This is a genomic window from Vibrio sp. 10N.247.311.47, assembly GCF_041467535.1.
GTDB lineage: Bacteria > Pseudomonadota > Gammaproteobacteria > Enterobacterales > Vibrionaceae > Vibrio > Vibrio crassostreae_C.
The window spans coordinates 69,657-87,541 of the sequence record NZ_JBFSUR010000025.1 but is presented as its reverse complement, the minus strand read 5'-3'; the positions used below and the strand labels follow the sequence as shown (position 1 = coordinate 87,541).

33 protein-coding genes are annotated in these 17,885 nt (G+C 45.1%); 29 read left to right on the top strand and 4 right to left on the bottom strand.

Translation table 11 applies throughout. From position 1 onward, the window contains the following. The first annotated feature begins 508 nt into the window (after positions 1–508). The 28 genes from rpsJ to rplQ all read left to right on the top strand — a co-directional run bounded on the left by rpsJ (position 509) and on the right by rplQ (position 14,159). The gene (rpsJ, locus tag AB6E51_RS16730) at positions 509–820 is read left to right on the top strand and encodes a 30S ribosomal protein S10 (protein WP_004736761.1); all 312 of its coding nucleotides are present in this window, start codon (positions 509–511) and stop codon (positions 818–820) included. 14 nt (positions 821–834) lie between these two features. Further along, on the top strand, positions 835–1,464 hold the full coding sequence (gene rplC / locus AB6E51_RS16725) for a 50S ribosomal protein L3 (RefSeq protein WP_004736763.1): 630 nt from the start codon (positions 835–837) through the stop codon (positions 1,462–1,464). A gap of 16 nt (positions 1,465–1,480) precedes the next feature. After that, positions 1,481–2,083 carry a 50S ribosomal protein L4 gene (gene rplD, locus AB6E51_RS16720; protein WP_004738803.1) on the top strand — a complete coding sequence of 201 codons (603 nt, stop codon included), beginning with the start codon at positions 1,481–1,483 and terminating at the stop codon, positions 2,081–2,083. Then, a complete protein-coding gene (gene rplW / locus AB6E51_RS16715; RefSeq protein WP_004736765.1) occupies positions 2,080–2,382 on the top strand; it encodes a 50S ribosomal protein L23 in 303 nt (100 codons plus the stop codon). Before rplD ends, rplW begins: the two co-directional genes overlap by 4 nt. Before the next feature lie 14 nt (positions 2,383–2,396). Continuing rightward, positions 2,397–3,221, top strand: coding sequence for a 50S ribosomal protein L2 (gene rplB / locus AB6E51_RS16710; protein WP_010435149.1), 825 nt, complete (start codon positions 2,397–2,399; stop codon positions 3,219–3,221). A 19-nt stretch (positions 3,222–3,240) separates the two neighbouring features. Further along, complete coding sequence (rpsS, locus tag AB6E51_RS16705; protein ID WP_004736729.1) at positions 3,241–3,519, top strand: 30S ribosomal protein S19; 279 nt, start codon at positions 3,241–3,243, stop codon at positions 3,517–3,519. Between the two features lie 10 nt (positions 3,520–3,529). Next, positions 3,530–3,862 (top strand): 50S ribosomal protein L22, encoded by a 333-nt coding sequence (rplV, locus tag AB6E51_RS16700; RefSeq protein WP_004736732.1) that lies wholly within the window; start codon positions 3,530–3,532, stop codon positions 3,860–3,862. An 18-nt stretch (positions 3,863–3,880) separates the two neighbouring features. Further along, positions 3,881–4,579 carry a 30S ribosomal protein S3 gene (gene rpsC / locus AB6E51_RS16695; RefSeq protein ID WP_004736734.1) on the top strand — a complete coding sequence of 233 codons (699 nt, stop codon included), beginning with the start codon at positions 3,881–3,883 and terminating at the stop codon, positions 4,577–4,579. An 11-nt stretch (positions 4,580–4,590) separates the two neighbouring features. After that, positions 4,591–5,001, top strand: coding sequence for a 50S ribosomal protein L16 (gene rplP, locus AB6E51_RS16690; protein WP_004736736.1), 411 nt, complete (start codon positions 4,591–4,593; stop codon positions 4,999–5,001). Beyond that, a complete protein-coding gene (gene rpmC, locus AB6E51_RS16685) occupies positions 5,001–5,192 on the top strand; it encodes a 50S ribosomal protein L29 (protein WP_004736737.1) in 192 nt (63 codons plus the stop codon). The genes rplP and rpmC overlap by 1 nt, the downstream gene beginning before the upstream one ends. Further along, the gene (gene rpsQ, locus AB6E51_RS16680) at positions 5,192–5,446 is read left to right on the top strand and encodes a 30S ribosomal protein S17 (protein WP_004736739.1); all 255 of its coding nucleotides are present in this window, start codon (positions 5,192–5,194) and stop codon (positions 5,444–5,446) included. Before rpmC ends, rpsQ begins: the two co-directional genes overlap by 1 nt. Positions 5,447–5,608: 162 nt before the next feature. Continuing rightward, positions 5,609–5,980, top strand: a complete 372-nt coding sequence (gene rplN / locus AB6E51_RS16675) for a 50S ribosomal protein L14 (RefSeq protein ID WP_004736740.1) — start codon at positions 5,609–5,611, stop codon at positions 5,978–5,980. 11 nt (positions 5,981–5,991) lie between these two features. Then, positions 5,992–6,309 carry a 50S ribosomal protein L24 gene (gene rplX, locus AB6E51_RS16670; RefSeq protein WP_004738792.1) on the top strand — a complete coding sequence of 106 codons (318 nt, stop codon included), beginning with the start codon at positions 5,992–5,994 and terminating at the stop codon, positions 6,307–6,309. Positions 6,310–6,333: 24 nt separating this feature from the next. Then, on the top strand, positions 6,334–6,873 hold the full coding sequence (gene rplE, locus AB6E51_RS16665; RefSeq protein ID WP_004738790.1) for a 50S ribosomal protein L5: 540 nt from the start codon (positions 6,334–6,336) through the stop codon (positions 6,871–6,873). Positions 6,874–6,889: 16 nt separating this feature from the next. Continuing rightward, entirely contained in the window at positions 6,890–7,195 is a 306-nt protein-coding gene (gene rpsN, locus AB6E51_RS16660; RefSeq protein ID WP_004738789.1) for a 30S ribosomal protein S14, read from the top strand. 29 nt (positions 7,196–7,224) lie between these two features. Further along, positions 7,225–7,617, top strand: coding sequence for a 30S ribosomal protein S8 (gene rpsH / locus AB6E51_RS16655; RefSeq protein ID WP_017061309.1), 393 nt, complete (start codon positions 7,225–7,227; stop codon positions 7,615–7,617). A 10-nt stretch (positions 7,618–7,627) separates the two neighbouring features. Further along, complete coding sequence (gene rplF / locus AB6E51_RS16650) at positions 7,628–8,161, top strand: 50S ribosomal protein L6 (protein WP_017063712.1); 534 nt, start codon at positions 7,628–7,630, stop codon at positions 8,159–8,161. A gap of 9 nt (positions 8,162–8,170) precedes the next feature. Continuing rightward, the gene (gene rplR, locus AB6E51_RS16645; RefSeq protein WP_004738784.1) at positions 8,171–8,524 is read left to right on the top strand and encodes a 50S ribosomal protein L18; all 354 of its coding nucleotides are present in this window, start codon (positions 8,171–8,173) and stop codon (positions 8,522–8,524) included. Positions 8,525–8,538: 14 nt separating this feature from the next. Beyond that, positions 8,539–9,039 (top strand): 30S ribosomal protein S5, encoded by a 501-nt coding sequence (gene rpsE / locus AB6E51_RS16640; protein ID WP_017061307.1) that lies wholly within the window; start codon positions 8,539–8,541, stop codon positions 9,037–9,039. A 7-nt stretch (positions 9,040–9,046) separates the two neighbouring features. Continuing rightward, positions 9,047–9,223 carry a 50S ribosomal protein L30 gene (rpmD, locus tag AB6E51_RS16635; RefSeq protein ID WP_004736756.1) on the top strand — a complete coding sequence of 59 codons (177 nt, stop codon included), beginning with the start codon at positions 9,047–9,049 and terminating at the stop codon, positions 9,221–9,223. Positions 9,224–9,228: 5 nt separating this feature from the next. Beyond that, positions 9,229–9,663 (top strand): 50S ribosomal protein L15, encoded by a 435-nt coding sequence (gene rplO / locus AB6E51_RS16630; RefSeq protein ID WP_004736758.1) that lies wholly within the window; start codon positions 9,229–9,231, stop codon positions 9,661–9,663. A gap of 20 nt (positions 9,664–9,683) precedes the next feature. Then, positions 9,684–11,018: a preprotein translocase subunit SecY gene (gene secY, locus AB6E51_RS16625; protein ID WP_004738781.1), complete on the top strand. Its 1,335-nt coding sequence runs from the start codon at positions 9,684–9,686 to the stop codon at positions 11,016–11,018. 41 nt (positions 11,019–11,059) lie between these two features. Beyond that, on the top strand, positions 11,060–11,173 hold the full coding sequence (gene rpmJ, locus AB6E51_RS16620) for a 50S ribosomal protein L36 (RefSeq protein ID WP_000868186.1): 114 nt from the start codon (positions 11,060–11,062) through the stop codon (positions 11,171–11,173). A gap of 148 nt (positions 11,174–11,321) precedes the next feature. After that, positions 11,322–11,678: a 30S ribosomal protein S13 gene (gene rpsM / locus AB6E51_RS16615; RefSeq protein ID WP_004738779.1), complete on the top strand. Its 357-nt coding sequence runs from the start codon at positions 11,322–11,324 to the stop codon at positions 11,676–11,678. A 19-nt stretch (positions 11,679–11,697) separates the two neighbouring features. Next, a complete protein-coding gene (gene rpsK / locus AB6E51_RS16610) occupies positions 11,698–12,087 on the top strand; it encodes a 30S ribosomal protein S11 (protein ID WP_004738778.1) in 390 nt (129 codons plus the stop codon). Positions 12,088–12,118: 31 nt separating this feature from the next. Next, a complete protein-coding gene (gene rpsD, locus AB6E51_RS16605; protein ID WP_004738777.1) occupies positions 12,119–12,739 on the top strand; it encodes a 30S ribosomal protein S4 in 621 nt (206 codons plus the stop codon). Between the two features lie 22 nt (positions 12,740–12,761). Further along, on the top strand, positions 12,762–13,754 hold the full coding sequence (locus AB6E51_RS16600) for a DNA-directed RNA polymerase subunit alpha (RefSeq protein ID WP_004729813.1): 993 nt from the start codon (positions 12,762–12,764) through the stop codon (positions 13,752–13,754). Positions 13,755–13,778: 24 nt separating this feature from the next. Continuing rightward, positions 13,779–14,159 carry a 50S ribosomal protein L17 gene (rplQ, locus tag AB6E51_RS16595; protein ID WP_004729812.1) on the top strand — a complete coding sequence of 127 codons (381 nt, stop codon included), beginning with the start codon at positions 13,779–13,781 and terminating at the stop codon, positions 14,157–14,159. A gap of 279 nt (positions 14,160–14,438) precedes the next feature. On the opposite strand, the gene AB6E51_RS16590 is transcribed toward rplQ, so the two are convergent. Both AB6E51_RS16590 and AB6E51_RS16585 read right to left on the bottom strand, forming a co-directional pair. After that, positions 14,439–14,933 (bottom strand): DUF2780 domain-containing protein, encoded by a 495-nt coding sequence (locus tag AB6E51_RS16590; RefSeq protein ID WP_017058875.1) that lies wholly within the window; start codon positions 14,931–14,933, stop codon positions 14,439–14,441. 134 nt (positions 14,934–15,067) lie between these two features. Then, positions 15,068–15,688 carry an FKBP-type peptidyl-prolyl cis-trans isomerase gene (locus AB6E51_RS16585; RefSeq protein ID WP_372058729.1) on the bottom strand — a complete coding sequence of 207 codons (621 nt, stop codon included), beginning with the start codon at positions 15,686–15,688 and terminating at the stop codon, positions 15,068–15,070. Positions 15,689–15,901: 213 nt separating this feature from the next. Here AB6E51_RS16585 and AB6E51_RS16580 point away from each other — a divergent pair, with 213 nt between their 5' ends. Further along, positions 15,902–16,486 (top strand): LysM-like peptidoglycan-binding domain-containing protein, encoded by a 585-nt coding sequence (locus tag AB6E51_RS16580; RefSeq protein WP_059022215.1) that lies wholly within the window; start codon positions 15,902–15,904, stop codon positions 16,484–16,486. Positions 16,487–16,545: 59 nt separating this feature from the next. On the opposite strand, the gene AB6E51_RS16575 is transcribed toward AB6E51_RS16580, so the two are convergent. Both AB6E51_RS16575 and AB6E51_RS16570 read right to left on the bottom strand, forming a co-directional pair. Next, positions 16,546–17,394: a DMT family transporter gene (locus tag AB6E51_RS16575; protein WP_372058730.1), complete on the bottom strand. Its 849-nt coding sequence runs from the start codon at positions 17,392–17,394 to the stop codon at positions 16,546–16,548. After that, a complete protein-coding gene (locus AB6E51_RS16570) occupies positions 17,394–17,846 on the bottom strand; it encodes a GNAT family N-acetyltransferase (protein ID WP_017058878.1) in 453 nt (150 codons plus the stop codon). The genes AB6E51_RS16575 and AB6E51_RS16570 overlap by 1 nt, the downstream gene beginning before the upstream one ends. Positions 17,847–17,885: the final 39 nt, after the last annotated feature.

Below are 17,885 nucleotides of genomic sequence, written 5' to 3'. Positions count from 1 at the left end.
TCGCAATCCGCGAAGGTGGCCGTACAGTTGGTGCTGGTGTTGTAGCTAAAATCTTCGCTTAATAGCATTTAGATTTTTGCACTCTCTTCATTAGAAGAGCACGCATCTGAAAAGGGGAGCTTCGGCTTCCCTTTTGTTTTCTCAAAAGAAATATTACCTTCCATCTATCTTCTTCCCTCTCGATACAAAACCAACTTCCAATAAATTGCGATTATTTTTCCAACACTACTTGCATACTAAAGTGTGATCTGTATAATGCATCGCACTGGCTAACGCTGGTTGTGAACCAATGAGCACTGAGGAGTAGGTCTTACCTAGTAATGTATACTCAGCTTATGTTCGCGGTTAATAAAAATAGTAAACTTCTTGTTTACTTCAAAAGTTAACTGACAATGCGTCCTAATTTTGGGTGCTACGGTTTCACATAAATCAATCGGCATTCTCTCGTTTTATCGAGTTTGAGTGGCGATATTGTTTGTGTAATTTTTAATAATTGGAGCTCTGTCTCATGCAGAACCAACGTATTCGTATCCGCCTTAAAGCGTTTGATTACAAGCTAATCGATGCTTCAACTGCGGAAATCGTTGAAACAGCAAAACGTACTGGCGCACAGGTTCGTGGTCCTATTCCACTTCCTACTCGTAAAGAGCGTTTCACTGTTCTTACCTCTCCACACGTCAACAAAGATGCACGTGATCAGTACGAAATCCGTACTCACAAGCGTTTGATCGACATCGTTGAGCCAACAGATAAAACTGTTGATGCTCTAATGCGTCTTGATCTTGCAGCTGGCGTTGATGTTCAAATCAGCCTAGGTTAAGGGAGATAAGAATAATGATTGGTCTAGTCGGACGTAAAGTGGGTATGACCCGCGTATTTACTGAAGAAGGCGTTTCTATCCCAGTAACTGTTGTTGAGGTTGAAGCGAACCGTATTTCTCAAGTTAAAACTCTTGAGACAGACGGCTACGCAGCAATCCAAGTAACTACTGGTGCTAAGAAAGCTAACCGTGTAACTAAACCTGAAGCTGGTCACTTCGCGAAAGCGGGTGTAGAAGCAGGTCGCGGTCTTTGGGAATTCCGTTTAGAAAACGGCGAAGAGTTTGAAGTTGGCGCTGAGCTAAACGTAGAACTTTTCAACGAAATTAAAAAAGTAGACGTTACTGGTACATCTAAAGGTAAAGGCTTCCAAGGCGCTATCAAGCGTTGGAACTTCTCTACTCAAGATATGACTCACGGTAACTCTTTGTCTCACCGCGCACCGGGTTCAATTGGCCAATGTCAAACTCCAGGCCGCGTGTTTAAAGGCAAGAAAATGGCAGGTCACATGGGTGCTGAGCGTGTAACGACTCAAAACCTAGAGATCGTACGTGTTGACGCTGAGCGCAATCTACTCCTTATTAAAGGTGCAGTACCGGGCTCAACAGGCGGAAACGTGATCGTAAAACCTGCTGTTAAAGCATAACGTCTAGGAGTAAGTAATGGAATTGATGGTTAAAGGTGCTGATGCACTAACTGTTTCCGAGACTACTTTCGGACGTGACTTCAACGAAGCTCTTGTACACCAAGTAGTTGTTGCATATGCAGCAGGTGCTCGTCAAGGTACTCGTGCTCAAAAGACTCGTTCTGAAGTATCTGGCGGTGGCGCTAAGCCATGGCGTCAAAAAGGTACTGGCCGCGCACGTGCTGGTACAATTCGTAGCCCAATCTGGCGTACAGGTGGTGTTACTTTTGCTGCGAAACCACAAGATCACAGCCAAAAAGTAAACAAAAAAATGTACCGCGGTGCTATGAAGAGCATTCTTTCTGAGCTAGTTCGTCAAGAGCGTTTAATCGTTGTTGATAACTTCTCTGTAGAAGCACCAAAAACAAAAGAACTTGTAGCTAAGCTTAAAGAGCTTGAGCTAAGCGACGTTCTGATTGTGACTGGCGAAGTAGATGAAAATCTATTCTTAGCTGCTCGTAACCTATACAAAGTAGATGCACGTGATGTTGCTGGTGTTGATCCAGTATCACTAATCGCTTTCGACAAGGTTCTAATGACTGCTGACGCAGTTAAGCAAGTTGAGGAGATGCTAGCATGATCACTGAAGAGCGTATCTTAAAAGTTCTACGTGCTCCGCACATCTCTGAAAAAGCAACTATGGCAGCTGAGAAAGCGAACACTATCGTTTTCAAAGTAGCTAAAGATGCAACTAAGAAAGAGATCAAAGCAGCTGTAGAAAAGCTATTTGAAGTTGAAGTTAAGTCTGTAAATACTCTTGTATTAAAGGGTAAGACCAAACGTCAAGGTATGCGTGAAGGCCGTCGTTCAGACGTTAAGAAAGCCTACGTTACTTTGAAAGAAGGTCAAGATCTTGACTTCGTTGGCGGCGCGGAATAACAGGAGTAGTAAAAATGGCTATTGTTAAATGTAAGCCGACTTCCCCTGGTCGTCGTCACGTCGTTAAAGTTGTTAACGCTGACCTACACAAGGGTAAGCCATACGCACCACTTCTAGAGAAAAACTCTAAGAACGGTGGTCGTAACAACAACGGTCGTATTACAGTACGTCACATCGGTGGTGGTCATAAGCACCATTACCGTGTAATTGACTTCAAACGTACTAAAGATGGCATCCCAGCGAAAGTTGAGCGTCTAGAATACGATCCAAACCGTAGTGCTAACATCGCTCTAGTTCTGTACGCAGACGGTGAGCGTCGTTACATCATTGCACCTAAAGGTGTTAACGCAGGCGACCAGATTCAATCTGGCGTAGATGCTGCAATCAAAGCAGGTAACACTCTGCCGATGCGCAACATCCCAGTAGGTTCTACTGTACACTGTGTTGAACTTAAGCCTGGTAAAGGTGCTCAACTAGCTCGTTCGGCTGGTGCTTATGCTCAAATCATCGCTCGCGATGGTGCATACGTAACTATCCGTCTACGTTCTGGTGAGATGCGCAAAGTTCTTTCTGAAGGTCGTGCAACGATCGGTGAAGTTGGTAACTCTGAGCATATGCTACGTGAACTTGGTAAAGCTGGTGCTTCACGCTGGCGCGGCGTACGTCCAACCGTACGTGGTGTAGTAATGAACCCGGTGGATCACCCACATGGTGGTGGTGAAGGCCGCACATCTGGTGGTCGTCACCCAGTTTCTCCTTGGGGCGTTCCTACTAAGGGCTTCAAGACTCGTAAGAACAAGCGCACTGACAAGTACATCGTACGTCGTCGCACTAAATAATTTATAAAGAGGAATCGCCATGCCACGTTCTCTCAAGAAAGGTCCTTTTATTGACCTACACTTGCTGAAGAAGGTAGAGAAAGCGGTGGAAAGCGGAGACAAAAAGCCTATTAAGACTTGGTCCCGTCGCTCAATGATCATCCCAACAATGATTGGTTTGACCATCGCTGTCCATAATGGTCGTCAGCACGTTCCAGTTTTCGTTACCGAAGAAATGATCGGTCACAAACTGGGCGAATTTGCACCAACTCGTACTTATCGCGGTCATGCTGCAGATAAGAAAGCTAAGAAGAAATAAGGAGTAGATGATGGAAGCTTTAGCTAAACATAACTTTGCTCGTATTTCTCCACAGAAAGCTCGCTTAGTTGCAGACCAAATTCGCGGTAAGTCGGTAGACCAAGCTCTAGAAATTCTAACTTTCAGCAACAAAAAAGCTGCTGTATTAGTTAAGAAGGTTCTTGAGTCAGCTATCGCTAACGCGGAACATAACGAAGGTGCAGATATCGACGATCTAAATGTCGCTAAAATCTTCGTAGATGAGGGCCCTATCATGAAGCGTATTATGCCTCGTGCTAAAGGTCGTGCGGATCGTATCTTGAAGCGTTCAAGCCACATCACTATTGTTGTAGCAGATCGCTAAAGACTAGGAGAGTAAGCAATGGGTCAGAAAGTACATCCTAATGGTATTCGTCTTGGCATCGTTAAGCCTTGGAATGCTACATGGTTTGCTAATACCAACGAATTCGCTGACAACCTAGACGGCGACTTCAAGGTACGTCAGTTCCTTACAAAGGAACTACAAAAAGCATCATTATCTCGTATCGTTATCGAGCGTCCAGCTAAGAGCATCCGTGTGACTATTCACACTGCTCGCCCTGGCGTTGTTATCGGTAAGAAAGGTGAAGACGTAGAGAAGCTACGCGCAGCTGTAGCTAAAATCGCAGGTGTACCAGCGCAAATTAACATCGCTGAAGTACGTAAGCCTGAGCTAGATGGTCAGCTTGTAGCTGATAGCATCGCGTCTCAACTAGAGCGTCGTGTTATGTTCCGTCGTGCAATGAAGCGTGCGGTACAAAATGCTATGCGTCTAGGCGCTAAAGGCATCAAAGTACAAGTAGGCGGCCGTCTTGGCGGTGCTGAAATCGCACGTTCAGAGTGGTACCGTGAAGGCCGTGTGCCTCTACACACTCTACGTGCAGACATTGATTACGCAACTTCTTCGGCTCACACTCAATACGGTGTGATCGGCATTAAAGTTTGGATCTTCAAAGGTGAGATTCTAGGCGGTATGCCAGCTGCTAACGCAGTAGAGCCAAAAGGCGATAAGCCTAAGAAGCAGCGTAAAGGCCGTAAGTAAGGAGTCGAACGATGCTACAACCAAAACGTACTAAGTTCCGCAAGGTTATGACTGGTCGTAACCGTGGTCTAGCTAAAGGTACTGAAGTAAGCTTCGGCGAATTCGGTCTTAAAGCTGTTGGCCGTGGTCGTCTGACTGCACGTCAAATCGAAGCGGCACGTCGTGCTATGACACGTCACATTAAGCGTCAAGGTCAAATCTGGATCCGTGTTTTCCCAGACAAACCGATTACTGAAAAGCCTCTTGAAGTTCGTCAAGGTAAAGGTAAAGGTTCAGTTGCGTACTGGGTTGCTCAAATCCAACCAGGCAAAGTTATGTACGAGATGAATGGCGTACCTGAAGAGTTGGCACGTGAAGCGTTCCGCCTAGCGGCACGTAAACTGCCTGTTAAAACTACTTTTGTAACTAAGCAGGTGATGTGATGAAAGCACAAGATCTACGCGAAAAGAACGTTGAAGAGCTTAACGCTGAGCTATTGAATTTGCTACGTGAACAGTTCAACTTGCGCATGCAAGCTGCAACTGGTCAACTTCAGCAAACTCATACTCTAAAAGCTGTACGCCGTGACATCGCACGTGTGAAAACTGTTTTGACTGAAAAGGCAGGCGCATAATGAGCGAAACTAACCGCATCCAGCAAGGCCGTGTAGTAAGTGACAAGATGGACAAGTCTATCGTTGTTGCTATTGAACGTACTGTAAAACACCCGATTTACGGCAAGTTCATCAAACGCACGACTAAAGTACACGCACACGATGAAGACAACACTTGTGGCCTAGGCGACAAAGTTGAAATCGCTGAGTGTCGTCCTCTGTCTAAGACTAAGTCTTGGACATTGGTTAAAGTTCTAGAAAAAGCGAAGATTTAATCTTTGTAATTCTATAACTTATAAGCGGCTCCAAATTATTTTTTGGAGCCGCTTGTTTTTTGTCTACCCAATTTAAAAAAAGGGTGGTACAATTCGCGTCCCTTTTAAAGAGGCAGCCCGACCCGAGAGGGTCTAGTTTTAATATTTAGCGGAGCACTAACAATGATCCAGATGCAAAGTACACTTGACGCAGCAGATAACTCTGGCGCGCGCAAGGTAATGTGTATTAAGGTTCTGGGTGGCTCTCACCGCCGTTATGCACATATCGGTGACGTCATCAAGGTTACAGTGAAGGAAGCGATTCCTCGCGGTAAAGTAAAGAAAGGTGATGTTCTGAAGGCGGTAGTAGTGCGCACCCGTAAAGGCGTTCGTCGCCCAGACGGTTCTGTCATTCGCTTCGACAGTAATGCTTGTGTATTGTTAAATGACACTACTGAGCAACCAGTCGGCACACGTATCTTTGGTCCTGTGACTCGTGAACTTCGTAACGCGAAATTCATGAAGATTGTATCACTAGCACCTGAAGTTCTGTAAGGAGCGGCAATATGGCAGCTAAAATCCGTCGTAATGACGAAGTAATCATTCTTGCTGGTAAAGATAAAGGCAAGAAAGGTAAAGTAACTAAGGTTCTGACAACTGGTAAAGTTATCGTTGAAGGCATCAACCTTGTTAAGAAACACCAAAAGCCGGTTCCGGCTCTAGGTCAACAAGGTGGCATCGTTGAACAAGAAGCAGCTATTGATGCTTCTAACGTTGCTGTTTTTAACGCGGCTACTGGTAAAGCAGACCGTATCGGTTTCCGTATCGAAGATGGCAAGAAAGTTCGTTTCTTCAAATCTAACGGCGAAACTGTTTCTAACTAATTAGAAGTAATTTGGAGTTCTACTATGGCGAAACTGCATGATTACTACAAGTCGTCTGTAGTCGCTGAGCTTACCAAAGAGTTCAGCTACACAAGCGTCATGCAAGTCCCTAGGATTGAGAAAATCACCCTAAATATGGGCGTTGGTGAAGCAATCAACGATAAGAAACTGCTAGAAAACGCAGCAGCTGATATGGCAACGATCTCTGGTCAAAAGCCACTTATCACTAAAGCGCGTAAATCTGTAGCTGGTTTCAAAATTCGTGAAGGCTACCCAATTGGTTGTAAAGTAACCTTGCGTGGTGAGCGCATGTGGGAATTTTTAGAGCGTTTAATCTCTATCGCACTTCCACGTGTACGTGATTTCCGTGGTGTTAGCGCTAAGTCTTTTGACGGTCGCGGTAACTACAGCATGGGCGTTCGCGAGCAAATCATCTTTCCGGAAATCGACTACGATAAAGTCGATCGTGTCCGCGGTCTTGATATCACTATCACGACTTCTGCGGGTTCCGATGAGGAAGGCCGAGCTCTGCTGGCTGCCTTTAACTTCCCATTCCGTAAGTAAGGGTAGGGTTACTGTTATGGCTAAACAATCAATGAAAGCACGTGAAGCTAAACGTGCAAAACTAGTAGCTAAGTTCGCTGAAAAGCGTTCTGCGCTAAAAGTTATCATTAGCGATGTAAACGCATCTGAAGAAGATCGTTGGAATGCGGTTCTTAAACTGCAATCTCTTCCACGTGATTCAAGTGCATCACGTCAGCGCAACCGTTGCAACCAAACTGGTCGTCCACACGGTTACCTACGTAAATTCGGTCTAAGCCGCATTAAGGTTCGTGAAGCTTGCATGAAAGGCGAGATTCCGGGTCTTCGTAAGGCTAGCTGGTAATTGCCACTTAATCATTTGGAGTAAATCTTATGAGCATGCAAGATCCGATTTCGGATATGCTGACCCGAGTTCGTAACGGTCAGGCAGCAAACAAAGTTGCTGTAAAAATGCCTTCTTCAAAGCTTAAAGTTGCAATTGCTGCATTACTTAAAGCTGAAGGTTACATCGTAGACTTCGCTGTTAACAGCGAAGCAAAACCTGAGCTAGAAGTTACTCTTAAGTACTTCCAAGCTAAACCTGTAATCGAGCAAATCAAGCGTGTATCACGTCCTGGTCTAAGAGTTTATAAAAATAAAGACTCTTTACCTACAGTGATGGGTGGTCTTGGTATTGCAGTTGTTTCTACTTCCAAGGGTCTGATGTCTGACCGTGCTGCTCGTAAAGCAGGTCTTGGCGGTGAAATCATCTGTTACGTAGCTTAAGGAGTAGATTATGTCTCGTGTTGCTAAAGCACCTGTCGCTATTCCAGCTGGCGTAGAGGTGAAACTAAACGGCCAAGAAGTTACTGTAAAAGGTAGCAAAGGTGAGCTTACTCGCGTTCTTAACAGCGCCGTAGTTATTGCACAGGAAGAAACCAACCTAACTTTCGGTCCGAAAGAAGGTGTTACTAACGCATGGGCACAAGCTGGTACAGCTCGCGCTCTAGTTAATAACATGGTTGTGGGTGTTACTGAGGGCTTCACTAAGAAGCTAACTCTTAAGGGTGTTGGTTACCGTGCTGCTATGAAAGGCAACTCTGTAGCTCTAACTCTTGGTTTTTCTCACCCAGTAGAGCACGCTCTACCTGAAGGTATTAAAGCTGAGTGCCCTAGCCAAACTGAGATCATCATTACTGGTTGCGATAAGCAAGTAGTAGGTCAAGTTGCGGCTGACATTCGTTCTTACCGTGCTCCTGAGCCTTATAAAGGCAAAGGTGTTCGTTACGCAGATGAAAATGTGCGTACTAAAGAAGCTAAGAAGAAGTAAGGTATCACTATGGATAAGAAAGCATCTCGCATCCGTCGTGCTACACGTGCACGTCGTAAGATTGCAGAACTTGGTGCAACTCGCCTGGTAGTACACCGTACTCCTCGCCATGTTTACGCACAAGTTATCGCGGCAAACGGCTCTGAGGTTATCGCAGCTGCTTCTACTGTAGAAAAAGCGATCCGTGAGCAAGTTAAGAACACTGGTAACGTTGATGCAGCTAAAGCAGTTGGTAAAGCTGTTGCTGAGCGCGCTCTTGAAAAAGGCGTAGCTTCAGTTGCATTTGATCGTTCTGGTTTCCAATACCACGGTCGAGTAGCGGCGCTAGCAGAATCTGCTCGCGAAGCTGGTCTGAAATTCTAAGGTAGGGTTGGAAGATGGCTAAAGAACAACAACAAGCTAATGATTTGCAAGAAAAGCTGATCGCAGTTAACCGTGTATCTAAGACGGTTAAAGGTGGTCGAATCATGAGCTTTACTGCACTAACAGTAGTTGGTGACGGTAACGGTCGCGTAGGTTTCGGTTACGGCAAAGCTCGTGAAGTACCTGCTGCGATTCAAAAAGCAATGGAAAAAGCGCGCCGTAACATGGTTACAGTATCGCTTAACGAAGGCACTCTTCACCACCCGGTGAAAGGTCGTCATTCGGGCTCTAAAGTTTACATGCAGCCAGCTGCAGAAGGTACAGGTGTTATTGCCGGCGGTGCAATGCGTGCTGTACTTGAAGTTGCGGGCGTACATAACGTACTTTCTAAAGCATACGGTTCAACGAACCCGATCAACATCGTTCGTGCAACGATTGGTGCTCTAGTAGACGTTAAGTCACCAGAAATGGTTGCTGCTAAACGTGGTCTAACTGTTGAATCTATTTCGGAGTAAGCACACGATGGCAACTATTAAAGTAACTCAAACTAAAAGCTCAATTGGTCGCCTACCTAAGCACAAAGCGTGTCTTAAAGGTCTAGGTCTTCGTCGCATCAACCATACAGTAGAACTTGAAGATACACCGTGCGTCCGCGGTATGATCAACAAGGTTTACTACATGGTTAAGATTGAGGAGTAATCAGAATGCGTTTGAATACTCTATCACCGGCTGCTGGCTCTAAACCTTCTAAGAAGCGTGTAGGTCGTGGTATCGGTTCTGGCCTTGGTAAAACAGGTGGCCGCGGTCACAAAGGTCAAAAGTCACGTTCTGGCGGCTCTGTTCGTCCAGGTTTTGAAGGCGGTCAAATGCCTCTAAAACAACGTCTACCTAAATTCGGTTTCACTTCTCGTAAGAGCCTAGTGTCTGCTGAAGTTCGTCTAGCTGAGCTAGCGAAAGTAACAGGTGACGTAGTTGATCTTAACAGCCTTAAAGCTGCTAACGTTATCACTAAGAACATCGAGTTTGTTAAGATCGTTCTTTCTGGTGACCTAAGCAAAGCTGTGACTGTTAAAGGTCTACGCGTGACTAAAGGCGCTAAAGCTGCAATCGAAGCTGCAGGCGGTAAAATCGAGGAATAATCTCGAGGAACGAGGTACAGATGGCTAAGAAACCAGGACAAGATTTTCGTAGTGCTCAGAGCGGCTTAAGTGAACTAAAGTCGCGCTTATTATTCGTAATTGGTGCACTTTTAGTATTCCGAGCCGGCTCTTTTGTGCCGATCCCTGGTATTGACGCAGCTGTACTTGCCGATTTGTTCGATCAGCAAAAAGGTACCATCGTAGAAATGTTTAACATGTTCTCCGGTGGTGCTCTTGAGCGTGCATCTATATTAGCATTGGGTATCATGCCGTACATTTCGGCATCGATCGTAGTCCAATTGCTAACTGTAGTTCATCCAGCGTTAGCGGAACTCAAGAAAGAGGGTGAAGCAGGCCGTCGTAAGATAAGCCAATATACACGCTACGGCACGCTTGTACTTGCAACATTCCAAGCTATTGGTATCGCAACAGGCTTACCAAACATGGTCGACAATCTGGTTGTTATCAACCAAACCATGTTTACGCTTATTGCTACCGTGAGTTTAGTAACTGGTACCATGTTCTTAATGTGGTTAGGTGAACAAATCACTGAGCGAGGAATCGGTAATGGTATTTCCATTCTGATTTTTGCAGGTATTGTTGCTGGATTGCCTTCTGCAATCGGTCAAACAATCGAGCAAGCGCGTCAAGGTGAATTGCATGTGCTTCTTCTGCTGTTGATTGCTGTATTGTCTTTTGCTGTTATTTACTTCGTAGTTTTCATGGAACGTGGTCAACGTCGTATCGTCGTTAACTATGCGAAACGTCAACAAGGTCGTAAAGTTTTTGCAGCACAAAGCTCTCACTTGCCTCTTAAGATTAATATGGCAGGTGTTATTCCAGCGATTTTCGCATCAAGTATTATTTTGTTCCCAGGAACATTAGCGCAGTGGTTTGGTCAAAATGGTGAAAGCAGCGCGTTCGGTTGGTTAACTGACGTGTCATTAGCTCTTAGCCCAGGTCAACCTTTGTATGTAATGCTTTATGCAGCAGCTATAATCTTCTTCTGTTTCTTCTATACAGCGTTGGTGTTTAACCCACGTGAAACAGCTGATAACTTGAAGAAGTCTGGTGCATTCGTACCCGGTATCCGCCCAGGTGAGCAGACAGCGAAATATATCGATAAAGTGATGACTAGACTAACCCTTGCGGGCGCTCTATACATTACTTTTATATGTCTGATTCCTGAGTTCATGATGGTCGCGTGGAACGTTCGTTTCTACTTTGGCGGCACATCACTACTAATCGTAGTGGTAGTTATCATGGATTTCATGGCACAGGTACAGACTCATCTGATGTCACAACAGTATGATTCTGTGTTAAAGAAAGCGAATCTGAAGGGTTACGGCCGTTAATTCGGTGGTAACAATTTCGATTCCATTTACGGAGTTTAGCAATGAAAGTTCGTGCTTCCGTTAAAAAAATCTGCCGTAACTGTAAAGTTATCAAGCGTAACGGTGTCGTTCGCGTGATTTGCAGTGAGCCAAAGCATAAGCAACGCCAAGGCTAATTAGCAGAAATTTTTACTTGAAATACAAGGTAGAGTCGAGTATATTCCTCGGCCTACCTTTTGCGTGCAAAAGAAGTAGTATGCCGCAGCGTATCCATAACGGGCTTTGCTGCGGATAATTCTTTTATGAACCCCTTAGGAGTGAATAATGGCCCGTATAGCCGGCATTAACATTCCTGATCATAAGCATTCTGTAATTGCACTTACTGCAATCTACGGTATCGGTAAAACTCGCTCTCAAGCTATTCTAGCTGAAGTGGGTATTGCTGAAGATGCTAAGATCAGTGAACTAACTGAAGAGCAGATCGATCAACTGCGTGATGGTGTAGCTAAGTACACTGTAGAAGGTGATCTACGTCGTGAAGTATCGATGAACATCAAGCGTCTTATGGACCTTGGCTGTTACCGCGGTCTTCGTCATCGTCGCAGTCTACCACTACGTGGACAGCGTACTAAAACCAACGCTCGCACCCGTAAGGGTCCGCGCAAGCCGATCAAGAAATAGTCGGATAAGGTAGAGTACAATGGCAAAACAACCAACTCGCGCGCGTAAGCGCGTACGCAAGCAAGTAGCTGATGGCGTAGCGCACATTCATGCTTCTTTCAACAACACAATCGTAACTATCACTGACCGTCAAGGCAACGCTCTTGCATGGGCTACAGCAGGTGGTTCAGGTTTCCGTGGTTCTCGTAAATCTACTCCGTTCGCAGCACAAGTTGCAGCTGAGCGTTGTGGTGAAATGGCTAAAGAATATGGCCTAAAGAACTTGGAAGTTATGGTTAAGGGTCCAGGTCCAGGTCGCGAATCTACTGTTCGTGCACTGAACGCTGCTGGTTTCCGTATCACTAACATTGTTGATGCGACACCAATCCCTCATAACGGTTGTCGTCCACCTAAGAAACGTCGCGTTTAAGTTTCGTTTCTAGGAATATTGGAGAAAGATCATGGCAAGATATTTGGGTCCTAAGCTTAAGCTTAGCCGTCGCGAAGGTACTGACTTATTCCTTAAGTCTGGTGTCCGTGCGATCGATACCAAGTGTAAAATTGATAACGCACCAGGTGTACACGGCGCTCGTCGCGGTCGTCTATCTGAGTATGGCGTTCAGCTTCGTGAGAAGCAAAAAGTTCGTCGTATCTACGGCGTTCTAGAAAAACAATTCCGCAACTACTACAAAGAAGCTGCACGTCTTAAAGGCAACACAGGTGCAAACCTGCTTCAGCTTCTTGAAGGTCGTCTTGATAACGTAGTTTACCGTATGGGCTTTGGCGCTACTCGTGCTGAATCTCGTCAACTAGTTAGCCACAAGTCTATTCTAGTTAACGGTAAAGTTGTAAACGTTCCTTCTTTCAAAGTAGCGGCAAACGACGTTGTTTCTATCCGCGAGAAAGCTAAACAGCAATCTCGTATTAAAGCGGCTCTAGAAGTTGCTGAACAACGTGAAAAGCCAACTTGGATTGAAGTAGATGCTGGCAAAATGGAAGGTACATTCAAGCGTATGCCTGAGCGTTCTGACCTATCAGCTGACATCAATGAACACTTGATCGTCGAACTTTACTCTAAGTAAGGTTAAAAAAAGAGAGGACACAATGCAGGGTTCTGTAACAGAATTTCTTAAGCCGCGTCTTGTTGACATTGAACAGATCAATACGACACACGCGAAAGTAACTCTTGAGCCATTAGAGCGCGGTTTCGGCCACACTCTAGGTAATGCTCTTCGCCGCATTCTTCTATCTTCTATGCCGGGTTGTGCCGTAACAGAAGTTGAAATTGAAGGTGTGCTACACGAATACAGCACTAAAGAAGGCGTTCAGGAAGATATCCTGGAAATCCTTCTAAACCTTAAAGGTTTGGCTGTACGCGTTGCTGAAGGCAAAGATGAAGTGTTTATTACACTGAACAAATCAGGCTCAGGCCCTGTTGTTGCAGGTGACATCACCCACGATGGTGATGTAGAGATCGCTAACCCTGAGCACGTAATTTGTCACCTAACGGATGACAACGCTGAGATCGCTATGCGTATCAAAGTAGAACGTGGTCGTGGTTACGTTCCAGCTTCAGCTCGTATCCATACTGAAGAAGATGAGCGTCCTATCGGTCGTCTACTAGTTGACGCTACTTACAGCCCGGTTGATAAAATCGCTTACGCTGTAGAAGCGGCACGTGTAGAACAACGTACTGATTTAGACAAGCTTGTTATCGATATGGAAACGAACGGTACTCTAGAACCTGAGGAAGCAATCCGTCGTGCAGCTACTATTTTAGCTGAACAATTGGATGCGTTCGTAGATCTTCGTGATGTACGTGTACCTGAGGAGAAGGAAGAGAAGCCAGAATTCGATCCTATCCTACTACGTCCTGTAGACGATCTTGAACTAACAGTTCGCTCTGCTAACTGTTTGAAAGCAGAAGCGATTCACTACATCGGTGATCTTGTACAGCGCACTGAGGTTGAGCTACTTAAAACGCCAAACCTTGGTAAGAAATCTCTTACAGAGATTAAAGATGTGCTTGCTTCACGTGGTCTTTCTCTAGGCATGCGTCTAGAAAACTGGCCACCAGCGTCAATCGCTGAAGATTAATCGAAAAGTTAGAAGGATTAGGTCATGCGCCATCGTAAAAGTGGTCGTCAACTCAACCGCAACAGCAGTCATCGCAAAGCGATGTTCAGCAACATGGCTAGCTCTCTTGTTCGTCACGAAGTTATTAAAACTACCGTGCCTAAAGCAAAAGAACTACGTCGCGTAATTGAGCCATTGATTACCCTAGCTAAGACAGACAGTGTTGCTAACCGTCGTCTTGCATTTGCTCGCACTCGTGATAACGAAGTTGTGGCAAAACTATTTAATGAACTAGGCCCGCGTTTCGCGGCTCGCCAAGGTGGTTACACTCGCATTCTTAAATGTGGTTTCCGTACTGGTGATAAAGCTCCAATGGCTTACATTGAGCTTGTAGACCGCCCAGCTGCTGAAGAAGCTGCTGAGTAATCTATACTAGATTCTTAATACAAAAGCCGAGCATTAGCTCGGCTTTTTTGTGTCTGTAGAACAAGGAAAAGATAATAGAAATTGCACCATGATGTTTGGCACTTTTTGCTTGTCTTATCTGCTCCAATTTTCAAAAATGTCTCGTATCTCGTATCTCGTATCTCGTATCTCGTATCTCGTATCTCGTATCTCGTATCTCAAATATCTTTTCTTCCACGCACAAAAAAGAGCACCGAAGTGCCCTTATTAGATTTTAAGCTAGCTATTAATAACTAACGATTATTGCCATATAGCTGAAAGTGAATCCATCAGGCCGCTCGTTGCACCTTGTGACTGCAGTGCTTGAAGAATGATGGGTGCAAATGTTGTAACCATTGATGGATCCATACCTAATCCAGAAAACGCACTTTCAACAGCACCTTGTGAGCTTAGTAGCGATGATAGACCAGTAGACTCAAGGCTCGACATACCCGGAATAAGTGTCGCGAGTTCTTTGTTGTCGGCTGTGCCAAGAGAGTTTTGTGCAAGGGCTAACATTGAACCAATACCGCCAACTGCTTGGTCACTGGTAACAGAAGCTTGGTCAGCTACCGTATCCACAAGCGGTGTTGTTTCGTTCTGCTGAGACCACATATTTACTGCAGCCATCAGTGCAGTTTGGGATAGTTGGGAATAGTTGGTATCTGATGATGAACTGGTTTGTTCAGAGTCGCTAGTGCTAGCGCAAGAGACAACAGCAAGGCTGCTTAAAACTGTGATGAGTACTTTCTTCATTATTCGTCCTTAAGTAATAAAGTAATTTACTCTTTCACTATAAACGAAAAACGGCGATGTAGTCACATCGCCGTTGGATTATTTCAATTTTATTTGCCAATAGTATTTTGTTTTACTAAAGGTTTTTATAAAAATTAAAGAATAGCTAGAAGTTCTACTTCAAATACTAGAGCAGCAAATGGTGGGATTGCAGCACCTGCGCCACGCTCACCGTATGCTAGATCTTGAGGGATGTATAGCTTCCACTTAGAGCCAACAGGCATCATTTGTAGAGCTTGTACCCAACCTTGAATTACGCCAGTTACAGGGAATTCAGCAGGTTGACCGCGAGATACAGAGCTGTCGAAAACAGTACCGTCAGTTAGTTCGCCGTGGTAGTGAACACGTACTTGCTTGTCTGCAGTTGGGATTTCGCCAGTACCTTCAGTTAGTACTTCGTACTGAAGACCAGACTCAAGAACCGTTACTTCTGAACGAAGAGCGTTGTCAGCTAGGAAAGCTTCGCCGTCAGCAGCAGCAGCTTTAGCTAGTTCTTGACGTGCAGCTTCACCGCGAGTGTGTAGCTCTTGTAGTGCGTTGTTGATTTCGTCAACTTCGATAGTTGGCATGTCGCCAACTAGAGCTGTTGCGATACCAGCAGCGATTGCGTCAACGTTTAGGCCTTCAAGACCAGAACCAGCAAGTTGTTGGCCCATTTGTAGACCGATACCGTAGCTAGCTTTTTGCTCTACAGTTTCAAATTTTACTTCAGACATGAAAAGTCACTCTTTTTGTCAGTACGAAAAGGGTAAGAATACCAGTATTAGCAGCGTGAAGAAACGGCTAGTCCCTGATCACTTGCGCTTTACCGTGCCCAAATCACAGCCATGTCAATTTTCTCGCTTTGGGCCTTGTTGTGACGGAAAGATCTATACTGTTGGTACTTTGGTTTTTATACTGTAGTTATTCAATGTATAGGACGCAGTGGTATGAATCGTCGTCAAAAGAAAAAACAGAAAGTTGACCACTTAGCAGAATTCAAGGATCGACTGAATAAGGTCAAAGAGAAATTGAGTTCGATCGATGTGAAGAAATTGAAAACCTCGACAGCGCAAACTTGGGGCTCATTGCCGAAGTTACACCAAAGACTGTTGATGGTGATTTCTCCGATCGTACTGATATTACTTTTTGTGCCGCTACCAGAACCTAAAGTAGACACAGCTCCAACAACATCGCGCGTTGAGCTTGAAATAAACACCGTCGGCTTAAGCGAACAGCAAAATGCCAAGAGCAGTTCATCAGAACCGAGTAACAAAAATTGGCAGGAGTACCTTGTTAAGCAAGGGGATACGTTAGCGCAGGTTTTTCGAAACAACGATTTGCCATTGTCTGACTTGAATGCGTTAGTGCGTATTGAAGGTGCAGATAAGCCACTCAGTCAGATTCGTAAAGGCCAACTGGTTCGTTTCAAACTTGCTGAAACTGGGCAGTTGGACATTCTTCAGCTAGAGAAAGGCGATACTTCGGTGATGTTCTTCCGCTTATCCGATGGTGGCTTTGGTCGCAGTAAGTAGATGAACAGTAAGCCTGAGTTAAAGCGCTTTGCTAGACACAGATAAACGATAGAAAAGAGCTAAGCATTAGCTCTTTTTTTTGGTCGCTTGAAAGGGGCGAGTGGCAAGATGATAAGCATGATTCCGATAAAGGTTAATGTATCCGGAATCTCATCGAACCATATTGCACCTATTAGCGCGACAAACACCAATCCTGAATACTCAGCCAAGGCAATTTGGCTAGAGTGTGCTTTTTGATAGGCAGCAACTGCAAGGCCGTTGTAACTTAAGATTAGCGTCGCACTCAGGGCTATGTATCCCAAATGCTCCACAGACACTGGCTGCCAGTATAAGAAGCACAGTACTAATGAGGCTGGAATAGAGAATAAGGTTGTCCACCACAGCGTAGTGACCACCGTTTGCTCACTAGGAAGCTTTCTTACGAGTACATTAAATAGTGCTAGGGTGAGTGCTGTCCCCAAAGCAAACAGTGCCGCCCAATGAAATTGTGATGGCCTCAAGACAATCAATGCACCAATAAAACCTATGGTTGTGCCGATAACCTTGCCGAGTGCCGGTTGCTCTTTCAATAGCAACATTGAGAGCGGCAACATCAGTAAAGGCGCGACATAAAATACTGTGTTGGCGGTTGCCAAAGACAAGTGAGTGATCGCGACCACCATGCACCCACTGCCGATCAGAATTAACTGACCTCGAATGAAGGTTACCTTAGCCTGCTGTAAGCGCCGTTGTTCTTTTTTCTGCTGTAGCCACAAAGGGGTGATGATGAGCAGAGATATCAACTGTCGGAAAAAAATATACTGTAAGGGCGGTACTTCGCCATTTAACAGCTTTACCGCTACGTCGGAAAGCGAGGCAAACAAGTTACCTGCAACCAACAATAGAATACCGGCAGTGATATTCGTCATTATTTTTCTAATCTCATGTCTATATGAGGAATGTCATCTTCGAGGTACATATCCGAGATGGTGTTGAAGCCGTGGCTCGCATAGAAGTTTTCTAGGTGTTGCTGCGCGCCAATATCAATGGCCGTATTTGGCCAAAGAGCCTCGCAGCGTGTTAATGCTTCTTTGATTAATTGATGCCCCAAGCCACCACCTCTTGCCGATTGCTTGGTTGCGACTCGACCGATGCTGGTGTTGTCGTAAGAGGTACCTGGTGGTAATAAACGTGCACACGCTACCAACTCTTCATCAGCATAGCCAAGCAGGTGCTCAACACCCGCGAGTGTATCTTTACCGTCCAGCTCTGGATAAGGACAAGTTTGCTCAACCACAAATACATCGACTCTTAATTTAAGTAGTTGATAAAGCTGTTGTGTTGAGAGTTCAGAAAAAGGAATTGAGTGCCAAGTGATCATGTTTACATCCAGAGATTATCGATGCCCTGAATGTACTAT